The organism is Citrobacter sp. RHB35-C21 (assembly GCF_013816515.1).
In the GTDB taxonomy this organism is placed as follows: domain Bacteria; phylum Pseudomonadota; class Gammaproteobacteria; order Enterobacterales; family Enterobacteriaceae; genus Citrobacter; species Citrobacter braakii.
On sequence record NZ_CP057147.1, the window covers coordinates 1,163,030 to 1,178,391 of the forward strand.

General features: G+C 50.6%; 14 protein-coding genes. 5 read left to right on the forward strand and 9 right to left on the reverse strand.

Annotation, left to right across the window (positions count from 1 at the left end; all coding sequences use genetic code 11):
- Positions 1-36: 36 nt before the first annotated feature.
- From HVZ39_RS05645 to HVZ39_RS05655, 3 genes are all read right to left on the reverse strand, one after another.
- Positions 37-3,381: an autotransporter outer membrane beta-barrel domain-containing protein gene (locus HVZ39_RS05645; protein WP_181633317.1), complete on the reverse strand. Its 3,345-nt coding sequence runs from the start codon at positions 3,379-3,381 to the stop codon at positions 37-39.
- An 11-nt stretch (positions 3,382-3,392) separates the two neighbouring features.
- A complete protein-coding gene (locus HVZ39_RS05650; RefSeq protein ID WP_181633318.1) occupies positions 3,393-4,562 on the reverse strand; it encodes an autotransporter strand-loop-strand O-heptosyltransferase in 1,170 nt (389 codons plus the stop codon).
- Between the two features lie 237 nt (positions 4,563-4,799).
- On the reverse strand, positions 4,800-5,597 hold the full coding sequence (locus tag HVZ39_RS05655; RefSeq protein WP_181633319.1) for an EAL domain-containing protein: 798 nt from the start codon (positions 5,595-5,597) through the stop codon (positions 4,800-4,802).
- Between the two features lie 332 nt (positions 5,598-5,929).
- Between HVZ39_RS05655 and HVZ39_RS05660 the strand changes: the two genes are divergently transcribed.
- Positions 5,930-6,736, forward strand: coding sequence for a winged helix-turn-helix domain-containing protein (locus tag HVZ39_RS05660; RefSeq protein ID WP_181633320.1), 807 nt, complete (start codon positions 5,930-5,932; stop codon positions 6,734-6,736).
- The gene (locus HVZ39_RS05665) at positions 6,723-7,214 is read left to right on the forward strand and encodes a hypothetical protein (RefSeq protein ID WP_181633321.1); all 492 of its coding nucleotides are present in this window, start codon (positions 6,723-6,725) and stop codon (positions 7,212-7,214) included. The genes HVZ39_RS05660 and HVZ39_RS05665 overlap by 14 nt, the downstream gene beginning before the upstream one ends.
- Before the next feature lie 602 nt (positions 7,215-7,816).
- On the opposite strand, the gene HVZ39_RS05670 is transcribed toward HVZ39_RS05665, so the two are convergent.
- On the reverse strand, positions 7,817-8,329 hold the full coding sequence (locus HVZ39_RS05670) for a hypothetical protein (protein ID WP_181633322.1): 513 nt from the start codon (positions 8,327-8,329) through the stop codon (positions 7,817-7,819).
- A complete protein-coding gene (locus HVZ39_RS05675) occupies positions 8,329-9,114 on the reverse strand; it encodes a winged helix-turn-helix domain-containing protein (RefSeq protein WP_181633680.1) in 786 nt (261 codons plus the stop codon). The genes HVZ39_RS05670 and HVZ39_RS05675 overlap by 1 nt, the downstream gene beginning before the upstream one ends.
- Before the next feature lie 456 nt (positions 9,115-9,570).
- Here HVZ39_RS05675 and HVZ39_RS05680 point away from each other — a divergent pair, with 456 nt between their 5' ends.
- Together HVZ39_RS05680 and HVZ39_RS05685 are read left to right on the forward strand one after the other, a co-directional pair.
- Positions 9,571-10,173 (forward strand): helix-turn-helix domain-containing protein, encoded by a 603-nt coding sequence (locus tag HVZ39_RS05680; RefSeq protein WP_181633323.1) that lies wholly within the window; start codon positions 9,571-9,573, stop codon positions 10,171-10,173.
- A 184-nt stretch (positions 10,174-10,357) separates the two neighbouring features.
- Positions 10,358-11,200, forward strand: coding sequence for an EAL domain-containing protein (locus HVZ39_RS05685; protein ID WP_249419301.1), 843 nt, complete (start codon positions 10,358-10,360; stop codon positions 11,198-11,200).
- A 108-nt stretch (positions 11,201-11,308) separates the two neighbouring features.
- On the opposite strand, the gene sitD is transcribed toward HVZ39_RS05685, so the two are convergent.
- Genes sitD through HVZ39_RS05705 form a run of 4 tightly spaced genes read right to left on the reverse strand, consistent with a single transcriptional unit; the run spans position 11,309 to position 14,746 of the window.
- Positions 11,309-12,160 carry an iron/manganese ABC transporter permease subunit SitD gene (gene sitD, locus HVZ39_RS05690; RefSeq protein WP_016154200.1) on the reverse strand — a complete coding sequence of 284 codons (852 nt, stop codon included), beginning with the start codon at positions 12,158-12,160 and terminating at the stop codon, positions 11,309-11,311.
- Positions 12,157-13,014 carry an iron/manganese ABC transporter permease subunit SitC gene (sitC, locus tag HVZ39_RS05695; protein WP_016154199.1) on the reverse strand — a complete coding sequence of 286 codons (858 nt, stop codon included), beginning with the start codon at positions 13,012-13,014 and terminating at the stop codon, positions 12,157-12,159. The genes sitD and sitC overlap by 4 nt, the downstream gene beginning before the upstream one ends.
- Positions 13,011-13,832: an iron/manganese ABC transporter ATP-binding protein SitB gene (gene sitB, locus HVZ39_RS05700; protein WP_016154198.1), complete on the reverse strand. Its 822-nt coding sequence runs from the start codon at positions 13,830-13,832 to the stop codon at positions 13,011-13,013. The genes sitC and sitB overlap by 4 nt, the downstream gene beginning before the upstream one ends.
- Positions 13,829-14,746, reverse strand: coding sequence for a metal ABC transporter substrate-binding protein (locus HVZ39_RS05705; RefSeq protein ID WP_019077550.1), 918 nt, complete (start codon positions 14,744-14,746; stop codon positions 13,829-13,831). Before HVZ39_RS05705 ends, sitB begins: the two co-directional genes overlap by 4 nt.
- 188 nt (positions 14,747-14,934) lie before the next feature.
- On the opposite strand from HVZ39_RS05705, the gene HVZ39_RS05710 reads away from it, so the two are divergent.
- Positions 14,935-15,279: a nitrous oxide-stimulated promoter family protein gene (locus HVZ39_RS05710; RefSeq protein ID WP_003825888.1), complete on the forward strand. Its 345-nt coding sequence runs from the start codon at positions 14,935-14,937 to the stop codon at positions 15,277-15,279.
- The last annotated feature ends 83 nt before the right edge of the window (positions 15,280-15,362 follow it).

The following is a 15,362-nucleotide window of genomic DNA, read 5'->3' on the forward strand; positions in this document are numbered from 1 at the left end:
AGAATGAAAAGGGGCCCTGAGACCCCTGAGATAACATCAGAATCCGATACGGATACCGGCCACACCCTGAACCGGCGTCTCCGTATGGCTGCCCTGACGATAATTCGCCTCGCCGTACAGCGTTACGTCCTTGCCGACACTGACCGATGCGCCCAGACCATACTTGCCCGACGTGCCTTTAACGTTGTTGTCAAAGCGGTTGCGCGCATTGATGGTAACTTCATTTGAGTCTGCATACTCCTGCACGATCGCCGCCGACAGGTAAGGTTTAAATTCTGCCGCACCGAGGCTGAACTTGCCGGTCAGCTTCGCGCCGGCCTCACCCGTTACCGAGCGCGGCGTGCCGGTGTTACCCTTCATGCCGTTGCTCAGCTTCACGTCCTCACTGCTCATCTGAACATACGCCAGGCGGGCATAAGGCGTGAGGCTCAGGTCGTCCCTCACATCAAACTGATAGCCACCTTCAACGGCTGTGCTGAGACCATACTGCGTCCAGTCACCGCCGGTTCTGCCGCCGTTGGTCATCACGGCTCTCAGTTTGTTGTTCAGACGGTTACCCTTCACCACACCGTCAGCGTAGAAGCCGCTGGCATCAAACCATGTTGCATACAGTCCGATACCGTAGCTGTCGATTTTGCTTTTTCCACCGCGGGCATGCTTAACAGCGTTGTCGCTGTAAGACATGAATGCCCCCGTAACGAGGCTGCCGCGCGCAAAATCCGTCCGCGTGTCGGCACCGATTTCAATGCCGTTCTGATTAAGCTGATACGCCGCGCCGTTGCTGGTATCCGAATGGTTTTTGCTGCCAAGGTAGTGACCCCAGACGTTACTTTCCGGTCCGGTTTTATCCAGATTCGCCCGGTACATGCGCAGGCCTTCCAGCTCGGAGTGGATGACATTCAGGCCGGCATTCGACATGGCCAGGATGGCGTCCGTTGCCGGGGTGGTCATCGGCTTCTTGCCGCCGCCCGGGTTTTCACCACCGCCAGGGTTCTCACCACCGCCAGGGTTTTCACCACCGCCCGGGTTCTCACCACCGCCCGGGTTTTCACCACCGCCAGGATTCTCACCGCCGCCCGGGTTCTCACCACCGCCAGGGTTCTCGCCGCCGTCCGGGTTCTCACCACCGCCAGGGTTTTCACCACCGCCAGGGTTTTCACCACCGCCAGGGTTTTCACCACCGCCAGGGTTCTCGCCACCGCCAGGGTTCTCACCGCCGCCAGGGTTCTCACCACCGCCAGGGTTCTCACCGCCGCCAGGCTCTTCCGTCATCGCGCCCAGGTACCAGACGTTACCGCCGCTGAGACCGTCCTTATTCTGCTCGCTGAACAGGGTGTACATGTAGGTCCCGCCGTCAACCATGTTGGTGCTTCGCCCGTTCGCCGTGACCATCTCAAAATCAATGTCACCCCCCTTCTCATGGATGAGGTTCACTGTGAGGTCAGTGTGGTCTGATATCTCCTTACCGGAGTCATTCACGGCAATGCCAAACTGACCTGAGCCCTGCTCGATGGTGACAAAGTTGGCTTTGCGGTCGGCAAGCGAGGTGTTGAAGAGGAAGTTCCCGGTTCCGTTCAGTTCCGTAATCGTCAGTTTCGCGAATTCACCGTCGCTGTAGCGCAGGAAGTTGACGTTACCGCCGTTCATGGTGAGCTTATCGACCTGAGCCGGGGTATAACTGGCGGTGGTACTGGTAAGGTCGACGACAGAGAGGGTGCCCCCAGTGATGCGCACGTCCGTTGCGACAGAGTCAGCGTCCATCAGCAGTTCACCACCGGCGTTCACTTTGGTTTCGCCGTCAGCCAGTGCGCCTGTCAGCAGCCACGATCGGCCTCCGTTTATGGTGGTGTCAGTGGTCGTGCCGCCACTGTAGACGTGCTGCGCGCCACCGCTGTTAATGGAGGTGTCAGTAGCCGTGCCCTTCCTGTAGACGGTCTGCAAGCCGCCACGGCTGATAGTGGTGTCAGTGGCTGTGGCGCCATTAGAGACGTTTTGCATACCACCGCTGCTGATAGTGGTGTAAGTGGCCGAGCCGCCGTAGAGGGTCTGCTCTCCACCGTTGTGAATGGTGGTACTGGTTGCCGTGCCGCCACTGTATGCGATCTGTGTACCACCGCTTACGTTGGTGTTGGTAGCCGTGCCGCCACTGGAGACGTTTTGCTGGCCACCGGTGTTGATGGTGGTGTTGGTAGCCGTGCCGCCACTGGATACGTGCTGTTCCCCACCGGCGTTGATAGTGGTATCAGTGGCTATGCCGCCACTGTAGACGTTCTGCGTTCCACTGTTGTTGATGGTGGTGTCAGTGGCAGCGCCGCCACTTGAGACGTACTGCCAGCCACCGAGATAGATGATGGTGTTATTGGCAGAGCCCCCACTGGATACGTTTTGAAAGCCGCCACTGCGGATGGAGGTGCTGGTTGCCGAGCCGCCATTGTCAACGTTTTGAGTGCCTCCGCTGTTGATGAGGGTGCCAACAGCAGTGCCGCCACTGCGGACGCTCTGAGTGCCACCGCCGTTGATGGCGGTGACCATGGCTCCGCCACCATGGGTGACGATCTGCTCACCACCGCTGTTGAGGGTAGTGTTATTGGCAGAGCCCCCATTGTAGACGGTCTGCAAGCCGCTACTGTTGATGGAGGTGTCACTGGCCGCGCCTCCGCTGGAGATGTTCTGAGTGCCACCGCTGTTGATAATGGTATCGGTAGCTGCGCCACCAGTTGAGACGAGCTGTTCCCCACCGCTGTTAATGGTGGTGTCAGTGGCTGTGCCACCACTGGAGACGCTCTGAGTGCCACCGCCGTTGATGGTGGTGGAAGTGGCTATGCCGCCACTGTAGACATTCTGCCGGCCACCGAGATTGATGATGGTGTTATTGGCAGAGCCCCCACTGGAGACGTTTTGAAAGCCGCCACTGTGGATGTGGGTGCCAACAGCAGTGCCGCCACTGTAGACATTCTGCCGGCCACCGAGATTGATGGTGGTGGAAGTGGCAGTGCCGCCGCTGGAGACGTTCTGAGTACCACTGTAGTTAATGGAGGTGGCAGTTGCTGAGCCCCCAACGTAGACGGTCTGCAAGCCGCCACTGTTGATTTGGGTGATAGTGGCAGTGCCGCCGCTGGAGACGTTCTGAGTACCACCGCTATTGATGATGGTGTAAGTGGCAGTGTCTCCTGGATAAAGATTCTGCATACCCGTTAGTGTCACGTCCACATAATCCACAGCCATAACCGGCGCTGACGGCAGCAGCATTGCTCCCAGCAGCAGCGCCAGCGCGCTTTTCTTCGGCGCCAGCTTCGGGCGGCCTGACCCGGATGCCAGCTCAGAGGTGACCACCCACTGCTGGCGCGACTCGCACCAGACGGTGGTATATATCTTGTTCATAGTAACGCTCCTTAATTATCAACTAATCCTGCATGCAGACGGTCCACCACCCCTGTAACCTGTCGTCCGGTTATCAGCCGCGTGCACTCATACTGTCTTGGGGTATCCCTGTGATGCGGGCACCACAAAAAATCCTGGTGGTCAAAATCAACCGACGTGTCATCCCAGCAGCCGTTACAGCCATGACTGCTGAACACCCGCCAGGGGGTGTGAAATTCGCTGTTGGGCAGACTGAATCCGCTGATTAACACCACTGGAATGCCGGCCGCCCAGGCAAGCCATGACAGCCCGCTGCCCAGACCGATAAAGAAGCTCGCATGCCTTAACAGGTCCACCCGCTCCTGAAGCGGAATGTCGCCCGTGAAGTCTTCGGCACCATAGGGGATGTGGTTCCAGACGAAGCCCTGACCGTGACGGGCCTGGCGGTCAATGCACAGCACCCGGTATCCCAGTGATTTAAGGTGGACCACCACCTCTGCCCAGCCATGACCGTTGTTCCAGTATTTCGCCTGGTTGGTTGACTGCGCGGCGATGCAGACGTAGGGCTCCGCTATTTTTCGCTCTGCATCCAGTTTCAGGCGAGGCGGGCACTCCCGCGGGTCAACCCCGAGGATGTAGCCGGCATTGCGGTGGAAGCCGACTTTCCTGAAATCAACGGGCTGATGAAGGGTGTCACCCTTAAAGAAAAGACCGACGTACCAGGACGCGTAGGGATTGACTGTCCGGAGGGATGCTTTGGTGGAGAAGGTAATCTCCGGATATTGTGCGCTGAGCAGGTCAATGATTTCCTGCCCCATGACGCATTCAAGCCGGCACCGGTGCAGCTGACGAAATCGCTCGGCGTAATGGAACCAGCCAAGCATATCGCCCAGTGTTCCGGTCGGGAAAAAGATGACGACTGGCTTGTCCTTCATGTCCAGTGTTTCATCCAGGACCGGATGCGTTTCTCCCTGGTGGAATACCTGAATACGGAAACGAACGTAATATTTTTTGGTGCTGGCGACCCACCCGCCGTCAGAATCACAGCTGAAAAGAACATTGCCGGAATCATCATCCAGTAAAATGACATGCCATTTCCCTTCCGGAAGGTAAACGCGCGCGCCGTAATTAAAGTCAAAAAGAATGCCTTCCGGTCCGGCACAGGTCGGAAATTCAGGAGGTGTTGCAAAGTTAGCTGACATATTTCATCTGTCCTCGGTATTCATGTGCAATCGAAAATTGCTGAGTCAATTGCACTGGTTCATATCGGTAATATATTTTGTGACGGGCTGTGAGCTGTTTTTAACTCAGGCCCATAAGCGGTCCCGGATTAAATATTCCGAGACTGTAAATGCGTTTAAAATTCCGCTGCAGCTGAGGGCGGGCTTTTTATTTCCTCTCAGTCAGTCATGTCCGGTCTGTTTACAGGAGTGAAGGTGTTAAATGTGTTTGCAGAACTCGTGCATGCTCACCGGCCTGGAAAAAAGATAGCCCTGGAAAACATTCACCCCTTTATCTTTCAAAAGCGATAATTGCTCTTTATTTTCCACTCCCTTTGCCACGAGCTGGATTTGCAGTCGTTCAGAGAGGGTTACGATTGAATCAATTACCGCGGAATAAATTAATGTACCGTTGCTGACCACTGTAAAGCATTTATCCATCTTAATTGTAGAAAAACCTGAATGCTCAATATATTTAAGACACGAACTTCCGTTTCCGAAGTCATCAATCGCAAATCGCACACCTGCATCGGTAAGTTGTTGCATTGCGTCAAGCGCAAAGTCATCGAGATGCATCGTGCCACGTTCGACAATTTCAAGTAATACAGCAATGCGTCCTGCAAATGTTTTATTAAAATCGGTCACTGCTTCAATAACGTCCGGGGAATTCAGTTGTCTCGCACAGATATTGAAGGAAAGATAGAAGTCATCGGGAAGGGCTCCTTCATAGCCGTTGAAAAAGGTTTTAACATCAGACAGCAAAGAGCATGTCACATCATTAATCACCTCGCATGACTCCATTGCAGAGATGTATTTCTCCGGAAAGTGAAGGACTCCATCTTTTCGGATCCTCAATAACACTTCTCCGCCTGCAACCTTGTAAGCCCTGTAAACCGGTTGCACATAAGGCACAAACTCAGCTCCAGCCAGTTCTGCTGACAGGATCGACTCTCTTATCCGTGTTCCGGCCTTACTGAAGAAACGTTCTGCCTTCCTGAGCATGTTGGTGCTTATCATGGAGTTGCTCCTGAACCATGGTGGATCCGTTAACCTGGGAACTCTTCATATCCCGGATGGTGAATGGCAGTAATGCTGATGACTATTAGATGATAAGAACCCGCTCATTCTGCGAACAATCTTAACTGAGAAGAGTGGTAAGTCAGTACATGTATCGGCGTTAAGTCATTTTGCGGATTAAAATGCTAAAATATAAGTGATTTACAATCAATTAACCTAGTAATTAAGGAATCCTGGCTGCGTATGGTATGCTTTGCAAAAGTCAGACGTAGTGATAATGAGGTGGAACAGGCGTTTTTATCGCCTTACGTTCAGGATATTGGAGTGTTCATTTGGATTATTTAATCAGTTCTCTGGCCAGGTATCGTTCAGATGATGGCACAATCTGGCCGGTCTCGGATGAAGATTCTGTCATTATTCTGACAGCAACCATGAACAGACTTTTAACCTATCTGCTGGAAAGACAGGGGCAGGTGATTAACCGGGATGAGCTGCTGGATAATGTCTGGGATTTACACGGCCTGCGTTCGTCAAACCACACCCTTAATAAATATATTTCCGAAATCAGGAAGCACTTTGTCAGCACCGGGATTCAGGCAGAATGTATTACCACTGTGCCACGAATCGGTTTTATGTTTAATCAGGATATCGATGTCGTGGTGATGACTGATACCCTCCCGGTGCATGAGTCGACTGCAGTAACAGACAGCGCCGGACCTGGAATAAACCGACGGTTTTCTGCATTTTCGTTAAAACACAGACTTACCTTTAATATTCTGCTTTTAGCTTTGTTTGTCGCCAGCGCCGTCATTTTTATTGCGGGCAGTCAGATCCCTACAATAACCACATCGACCCTGAAAGATATACAGACCCATTTTCTGTTTAACTATCAGAACTGCCCGGTGTACACCATTCAGAAAAACTCCGCTTCATTCCTCGAAAAAAAGAAGGACGTTTTTGTCACCCTGGCCCGGCAGAATAATATTGACTGCCTGGACGGGGCTGTATTTCTTTATCAGGCGTCAGACGCTTATATTTATGGCAGTAAAGGCCGGGTATTTATCAGCAGATGTACAACGAAAGACAAGCAGTATATATCCTGCCTTAATAACTACTGGAATGGCTATGAAAGCAATTAAGATAAGTCGCCTCTGTGCAGCTGTCAGTCTGCTACTGGTCATGGCATCGTCCATCGGGTTCTATATGTACATGCTTAAGCGACAGAATGGCATGGACATCGACTGCAGCACGATCATTCGTTATAACCATCTTAACCCTGATTTTACTGCAACACTGAACCTCGTCTTTCGCCTCGATAAACAATTCTCTGGTCAGGTTGTGTTGTCCGGATATATCAATTCTGAAGGTGACCCCGAAACGGTTTCCAGGACGATTCATTTCGGTTACGAGGTGAACAGGCCAGGCGAAATTTCAGTGAGCAATATGCACTATGCCAAAAAATCACAGGACACCGCCAGTGATGAAATATTCAGACACAGCTTCTTTTATGTTCCGGAAGGTACAGTCCGTCAGATCAGGATCAATCCGTTGTTAAATGGCTGGTTGATTGAAAATCTGCAGTCGCCGTTTGCGCTTTGCGTGAATAAGGACAGGTAGCGATAAAGACAGCATACCCGACATGCTCAAAAACCATACCGGGTATGCTCAGAGGATACTCCAGGAGACTACGGCTTATTTTGCCCAGTCTTCCAGCGTGAGCCCCGGCACCCGCTCAAACTCCCTCACATTAATGGTCACCAGCACACGCCGGCGGCGATAGCATGCCGGCAATCGCCGTGTCGTTCGGCCCAGTTGATAGCCGAGACCACGTCCGATCGCTGGCCAACACCGCCTGCTCCAGGCGCTTCAGTACGAATTACAGCTGCCCGTGCAGGATGAACGCTCAGATACAGGTGTCGAGCATATACGTTTTTTTCACAGGTCAGCCCGTCCTTCGTCGCTGACATCCTGCATTGATGGGGGGAAGAGATTATTGGAAAACCAGAAAGTTATAACGCTGGACGAGCAGGGTAACAATGTTCGCATAATCAGTGAGTTATGGTAGTGTAGGTTAGAATAGGGTTTTTATATTATGAGAGAAAATAATCTTTATTAATCAGCATTAACACACCAAGGCATCATTGGCGTGTGGTTCATGAAGTCCGTATCAAGTGACTCTTTCAAATCGTTTTTGCTCTTTTTTAATCTTCGCTTATTGATTATTCATTTTCCGGCAACGCATAATTCTGGCAGTACAGATAGGGGATCCCCTCTTTGGTAATCAAATACGTCTCTCTATTCAGCGCAAAAAAATCGACGTTGGATACGCTGGTGTTGGTCAGGAAGAAGTCGGGGAGGAGTTCCTGAATGAGACTGGCGGGTGCTGTTTCGCGATTGGAGATTTGGATTTTCTGCGAAATCCAAACCGGGCTTGAGCCGTAGCTGGATTGTGTAAAAAGTACCATGCGTTGCACGGTCTGCTCATTATTTTCGGCATCTTTGATAATGCCATCAATATTCACAATACCTTTGCTGCCGCCGGTTTTGATATCAATGATCCCTCGGAATGAGCTTGTATTGCGTACAATCTCGATGGCAGACCGACAGGTCAGATTATGTAACTGACCATTGTTTTTACTGTACCGGTAGACGGCGGTAACAATTAGCGCAGCAAAACAAAGCAACAGGATAATACCTGTCTGGATGCGGGGCGTTCGGGAAAAAAAATTCATTAGCTATCATACCGTGGGTAATAAACCGACTGACAGGCGTTTTCCTGCCTGTTTTTCATCGGTGAGCGACATACAAGCACGGATAATTTCTTGGATTCAGGATAGGTGGTGATATAGATAAATTTATGGCTCTGACACAGCCCAGGATTTTTGTTGATAAATGCCGTATGTCGGGAGAAATTACTGGCATCATTATTAAAATAATACTGACAGTCAGTAGGGGGTTTGTCTGCGGTGATATAGCCGGAGAAATAGTTATCACTGGTTTGCCACGGATACATTATAAGCACACAAACTATCAGGGTAATAGCAAGTATTACCATTTCAGCAGTGGTGATCAAAGGTTGGCGCGCTGTGTCATCTGACAGTTCTTCGATGGCGACATCCGGCACTAAAGGTTCTGCTGTAAAAGATACGCTCTCCTCCAGAGTTTCAATCACCTGAATATTGAACTCTTCCTGGATGATCAGCCCTTTGCGGGGGATCGTGGTGATAAGCGGTTGCTCCAGTTCCAGCTGCAGCAAACTTTTGCGCAAAGAGAGAATGCTTTGATAAAAGGCGTTGAAGCTCACCTGGCGGTGATTTTTACCCCAGCCGAATTCCAGTAGTTCGTTTTGGGAAACCACTTGCCCACGATGTTGAATAAGTAATAAAAGACATAATGACGCCGAGTGTTTGAGTTTTATCCGCTGATTGGGTTGATCTATCCGCGCCAGCGATTGTGTAGCTGGCGTAAATATTATTATTTTTTCAATCAGATAACTGACATTGCCAGTCTCAGACATGATGTTTCTACTCTTGCTGGTGCGCCAGGCGGTTGGCGAGTCATGATACCACTTAGCCCATAAAGACCACCAGTATGGACCCGACCCTGCAGCGAGAACCGCGAAGTGTTTCAATTTAGTATCATAATATAACAACAATGATAACTTTTTAATGAAAATAAACCATATATAAATCAATGCATTGTGTCTTTTTAGCTACGTTGCAAAGAACAGAAAGATGAAATAACAACGACAAAGATGATTGCCATTAATTCTTTATGGACAGCGTCATATACTGCCTGGCGCCACCACGCGAAAACAGCATGAGTCTGAACGCGTCAACGGCACCAGGGAATGCCGGTGGTAGATGTAGATGGGAATAAATGTCAGCTTGTTGATGAGCTGACATTTATTTTTCGTGTTGAGTAAAAATCCACCCTCGTTTTGACAAAGCCATAATTTGCGGTAGAGAGTCCCATGTTCCAGAAAGATATTGAAAATGCTGTAGTGCTTGTTGGTGATGAAATGAAAAAGTCAGATAATGCCTGGCTGTCCTTACGCAAAAAACGCCAGCGTATTGATCTGAAGAGTGATGGAAATATCTTGTTTCTGGAGAAAGGGGCCGTCTCTGTTCATCGTGTGGAAAATGATTTGGTGATGGTAAGTATATCTGCACCGGCCATCCTCGGCTTGCCACAAATGCGTACGGAAGTTGCCGGACACTATTTACGTTGTGATACCGATTGTGAAATGTGGGCGATGAGTGCACCCAATGCCGAACGTTTGTTCACTGCGAAGAATCTTTGGAAACATGCATTTGATATTTTAACGCTACATCTGCAACGCTATTTTCAACGAGAAAAATTGCAATCGCATCGCACTATCCGTGAATTGATTATTGAACACCTGAAATATATTTGGTCGATGGAGCCTGAGATGCGTGAAAACACATCTGTGTATACATTCATTCTCGCTCGAAATCATATCTCACGCAGTGCTATCCACAAAGTATTGCAGGAGTTAGTGAGTGACGGAAAAATAATTATGAAGCGAGGGAAACTCTCTTTTTTTGTATGTTAAAGTTAACATTAAAAGCATCTGACGTGTTTTTTTTGCACTCAGCTGGAATGATAATGAAAAAACTGGGTTTGTGATTTTTGTTGATTATCAGTATGTTGGTTTTTGTCTTTTTCTTCACCGCTGATGCCAGCTACGCGGAATGTCCATTTTTATCTATAAATTAGTATTTATTTATTAATTTGATATGAATATGATGTTCCCTCCAATAATAACAAAAGTCATATCGCCAATGACCAACGGCAGGCCGGAAAACCTTGAGGCACAGCATAGCCGACTGTTTGGCAACCCTACTACCGATACAACGGATGTTCGCGCTGCACTGCAAAACGCGTTGGATCACAATACCTTTGTCCTGCTGGCCCAGCCTATCGTCAGTACTCGTGGTGATGAATCCTATCATGAGATATTGATCCGCATGCTCAATGAGCACGGGGAATTTCTTTCCCCTGACCATTTTCTGTCGGTTGCACGCGACACAGGGTTAGCACCCGATATCGATCTTTGGGTTATTGAGAACACCCTGAAGTACATGCGCTACCATCCGCTGAGTTGTTTTTCCATTAACCTGGCGCCAGTGACGCTATGTAGTTCAGGTATCGTTGCAAAGATAACTGCGTTGTTGCAGGAATATGTGGTGATACCGCAACGGATTATTTTTGAGATAACCGAGGCTGATACCCTGTCAGATAAAGAACACACAGCAGAAACACTACGCTTACTACGTCAATTGGGATGCCGAATCGCGATTGATGACTTCGGTGCCGGGTTTGCAAGCTATGAACGCCTGATGAACATTGAAGCAGATATTTTGAAGATTGATGGGTCTTTCGTTCGTAGGATTATAAAATGTGAGGTTAGTCGCTATATCATCGAATCTTTCTGCCGGGTTGCGGCAATGAAAGGTATGCAGGTTGTCGCCGAGTTTGTTGAAAGTGCCGAAATCCAGATGCACCTGGAACACATGAATGTCGGGTGGTTACAGGGATACCACATTGGCAAGCCACAACCGTTGTTCACGTTAGAGTAATCTATAATCCGTTTATTTAAACGTATCATCACGATGCTGTAATCTGCCGATAATATAACCTCCTGGCGGAGGCTATATTAATATCAAGAACATTAGCTGCCCCATAATTTACGGATCCTGCAGCTGAAGCTGATTCTCTAAACGCCGATCGCGCAGGGTTGCATAAATAAAGGTAATCACAAACAGCAGAGAAAATAGTACGACGATGGTGGGAGCCGGCGCGCTGTCGATGAAAAATGACAGGTACACGCCCATAAATGAGGTAATGACCGACATCGCCACCGCCAGCCATAAGGCGTGGGAAAATTTCCGCGTCATTAAAATCGCGATGGCGCCAGGTGCAATCAGTAATGAAATTGACAAAATAATCCCTACCGATTTTAGCGTGGCGACAATCGTCAGGGCGATCATGCACAACAGGCCGTAATGCAGCAGTGCGGTGTTAAGCCCACTGGCCTTTGCCTGATGTGGGTCGAACGCATGCAGCAGCAAATCTTTCCATTTAAGTCCGATGATAAGCGCGATCCCCAGAGTAATAACCGCGGTTTGCATGATATCGCTTAACGATACGCCCAGCATGTCGCCGAACAGAATATGATCGAGATGGACTTCTGACTGGATAGAGACGTACAGCACCAGACCCGCACCAAACATCCCGGAGAAAACAATACCCATGATGGTGTCGCGCTTAATGCGGCTGTTATCGTCGAGGTATCCGGTTGCCACCGCGCAGAACAGACCGGCGATAAACGCGCCAATTGCCAGCGGGATGCCCGCAATCCACGCCAGGACAATCCCTGGGAAAACCGCATGACTCATGGCATCGCCCATCAGCGCCCAGCCTTTGAGTACTAAAAATACCGACAGCAGCGCGCAGGGCACAGCGACGATGGTAGAGATGACCAGCGCATTAACCATAAAGCTAAACTGAAAAGGTTCCAGCAGCGTTGTTAAGATCATACTTGCTCCTTGTTCACCAGACGGGCGCGGCGGCGATTTGCCAGCAGACCGTGTTTTGGTGCGAAGACAAATGCCAGCAGGAACAGCAGCGTTTGCAGAACGACGATAATTCCGCCGGTTGCACCGTCCAGCCAGTAGCTTAGCCAGGCGCCGAAAAAGCTGGTCAGGCTGCCGAGCGCCACGGCGATGGTGAGCAGGCGAGGAAAACGATCGGTCAGCAGCCAGGCCGTCGCACCGGGCGTAACCACCAGGCAAATCACCAGAAAGGCACCGACGGTTTGCAGTGCGGCGATCGTGGAAACGGAGAGCAGCGTAAAAAACAATAGCTTCAGCCGACCCGGATTCAGACCGATAGACCGCGCGTGGTTTTCATCAAAAAAGACCACCATCAGATCTTTCCACTTCAAAAACAGAATGGTCAGCGAAACCACGCCGATGATCGCCAGTTGCAGGATATCTTCCGGCGCAATCGCCAGGATGTTACCCAGAATAATGGTCTGGATGTTTACCGACATCGGATTAAGCGACACCATAAACAGCCCGATACCGAAAAAGGACGAAAAAATCAGCCCGATAATGGCATCTTCCTTCAGGCGTGAACGCTGATTGAGAAACAGCATGCTGCCCGCCGCCAGTCCACCGGAAAGAAATGCGCCCAGCGCAAAGGGAAGCCCTAACATATAGGCTCCGGCCACGCCTGGAACGATCGAGTGCGACAGCGCATCGCCAATCAGCGACCAGCCTTTGAGCATCAGATAGCAGGAGAGAAATGCGCACAGGCCGCCGACCATCGCCGAAACCCACATGGCGTTGAGCATGTACTGGTAGCCAAACGGCTCCGTCAGCCAGTTCATGATTGCTCCCCCTCGCTTGCCGCGCGTCGCGAAATAAACGGACGTTCATCATCGGTAATCACGTGTTGTTCACCGCCGCTCAGCGCGACGTGACGCAGAACGCCGCTGAATGCCAGCTCGAGATTCTCGTGGGTAAAGGTGGTTTCGGTTGGCCCACTTGCCAGCACCGTGCCCTTAATCATCACCGTGTAATCGCAAAATTCGGTGACGGATCCCAGATTATGGGTAGAGACCAGCATGGTCCGGCCTTCATCACGCAGTTCACGCAGCAGATCGATGATCCGGGCCTCGGTTTTCACATCCACGCCGGTGAAGGGTTCATCCAGTAAAATAACCTGCCCGTCCTGTGCGATGGCTCTTGCCAGAAAAACGCGTTTTTTCTGCCCGCCGGACAGTTCACCTATCTGGCGATGGCGATAGTCCAGCATATCTACCCGCGCCAGCGCCGCATCCACGCAGTCGTGGTCGATTTGTTTTGGTCGACGCAGCCACCCCATATGGCCAAAGCGGCCCATCATCACTACATCTTCCACCAGTACCGGAAACGACCAGTCCACCTCTTCTGACTGGGGGACATAGGCGATAAGATTCTGTTTGAGCGCCTTATTAACCGGTTGTTGCAGAATAGATATTTCCCCTTTCGCCAACCGGACAAAACCCATCAGCGCTTTAAAAAGCGTTGATTTTCCCGAACCGTTTACGCCGACCAGAGCGGCAATTGAGCCGCCCGGAACCTGAAAAGTGGCATCCCGCAGCGCGGTGTGGCCGTTGCGATACGTCACCGTAACCTGATTCACGGTAATCGCAGATTGACTCATTTTTGGCTCCTTAACCCGTCGTTGATGCCGCTGACGATGGTTTCTGTCGTCACGCGCAGTAAATCCAGATAGGTCGGTACCGGACCATCGGCAGCGCTGAGCGAATCGACATACAGCACGCCGCCGTAATACGCGCCAGACTCGCGGGCGACCTGACGCGCAGGTTTGTCGGACACGGTGCTTTCGCTAAATACGGTAGGGATTTGATGTTTTCTGATCGCATCGATCACTTTGCGTACCTGCTTGGGCGTGCCTTGCTGATCGGCATTGATCGGCCATAGATACAGCTCTTTCAGGCCGTTATCACGCGCGAGGTAAGAGAATGCGCCTTCGCTGGTGACCAGCCAGCGTTTATCTGCAGGGAGCTTCGCCAGTTCTGCATGCAGTGGCGCCAGAGTTTGCTGGATTTTCGCTTTATAATTCTCCGCATTTTTCTGGTAGGTTGCGGCATGGTCGGGATCGTATTTCATCAGCGCATCGCGAATGTTGTCCACGTAGATAAGCGCGTTCTCCGCTGACATCCAGGCATGCGGATTCGGTTTGCCGTTGTATGGCCCTTCGCTGATACCCATTGGCTGCACGCCATTTGAGACCATGACCTCCGGTACGCCGGACAAATTTTGGTAGAAGCGGGCAAACCATAGTTCGAGATTAAGGCCGTTGGAGAGAATAAGCTGTGCGCCTTGCGCCCGTTTAATATCCCCCGGTGTGGGTTGATATTCGTGAATTTCTGCCCCGGGTTTGGTGATGGAACTGACGTCCGCCGCGTCACCTGCCACGTTGCTTGCCATATCGGCAATCACCGTAAAGGTGGTTATCACTTTGAACTTTTCTTTCGCCCAGGCAGGTGACAGCGTAAGCGCCGTTAACACGCTGGCAAGGAGAAATGACTTCAGATGGGGCAGATGCGGCATAGTATCCCTCACAACAAAGTGGTTAATTTATCATCGAATATAGCCTTTGCTATGTTATATAGCACATGGCATAAACAAATGAAAATAATTCTTATTTGCGTAGGGTGCTAAGGAATGTATCACCGCCAGGTAATAGTCCTGCGCTTAGTTAAGGTGTATTATTTATGCAACTTAATTATGGAGGCATCATGTCCGGCAAACGTATTGCACGTGAGAAAATGACGATCCAGAGAATGATCTCGCTGTATGAGAGCCAGTGTCCGCAGGCTTCAGATGAACCGGGGCATTACGATGCGTTGTTTGCCTATGCGCAAAAGCGCCTGGATAAATGCGTATTTGGTGAGGAAAAACCGGCCTGCAAACAGTGTCCGGTGCACTGTTACCAGCCCGCTAAACGCGAAGAGATGAAGCAAATTATGCGTTGGGCTGGACCCAGAATGCTCTGGCGTCATCCGATCCTGACCGTGCGTCATCTGATTGATGACAAACGTCCGGTGCCGGAGTTACCCGAGAAATACCAGCGGAAGAAGTGATTTAGCTATTCTATGCCGGGTGGCGGCTGCGCCTTATCTGGCCGACAAAGACAAACGCACCAGTGGCGTAGGCCCGATAAGCG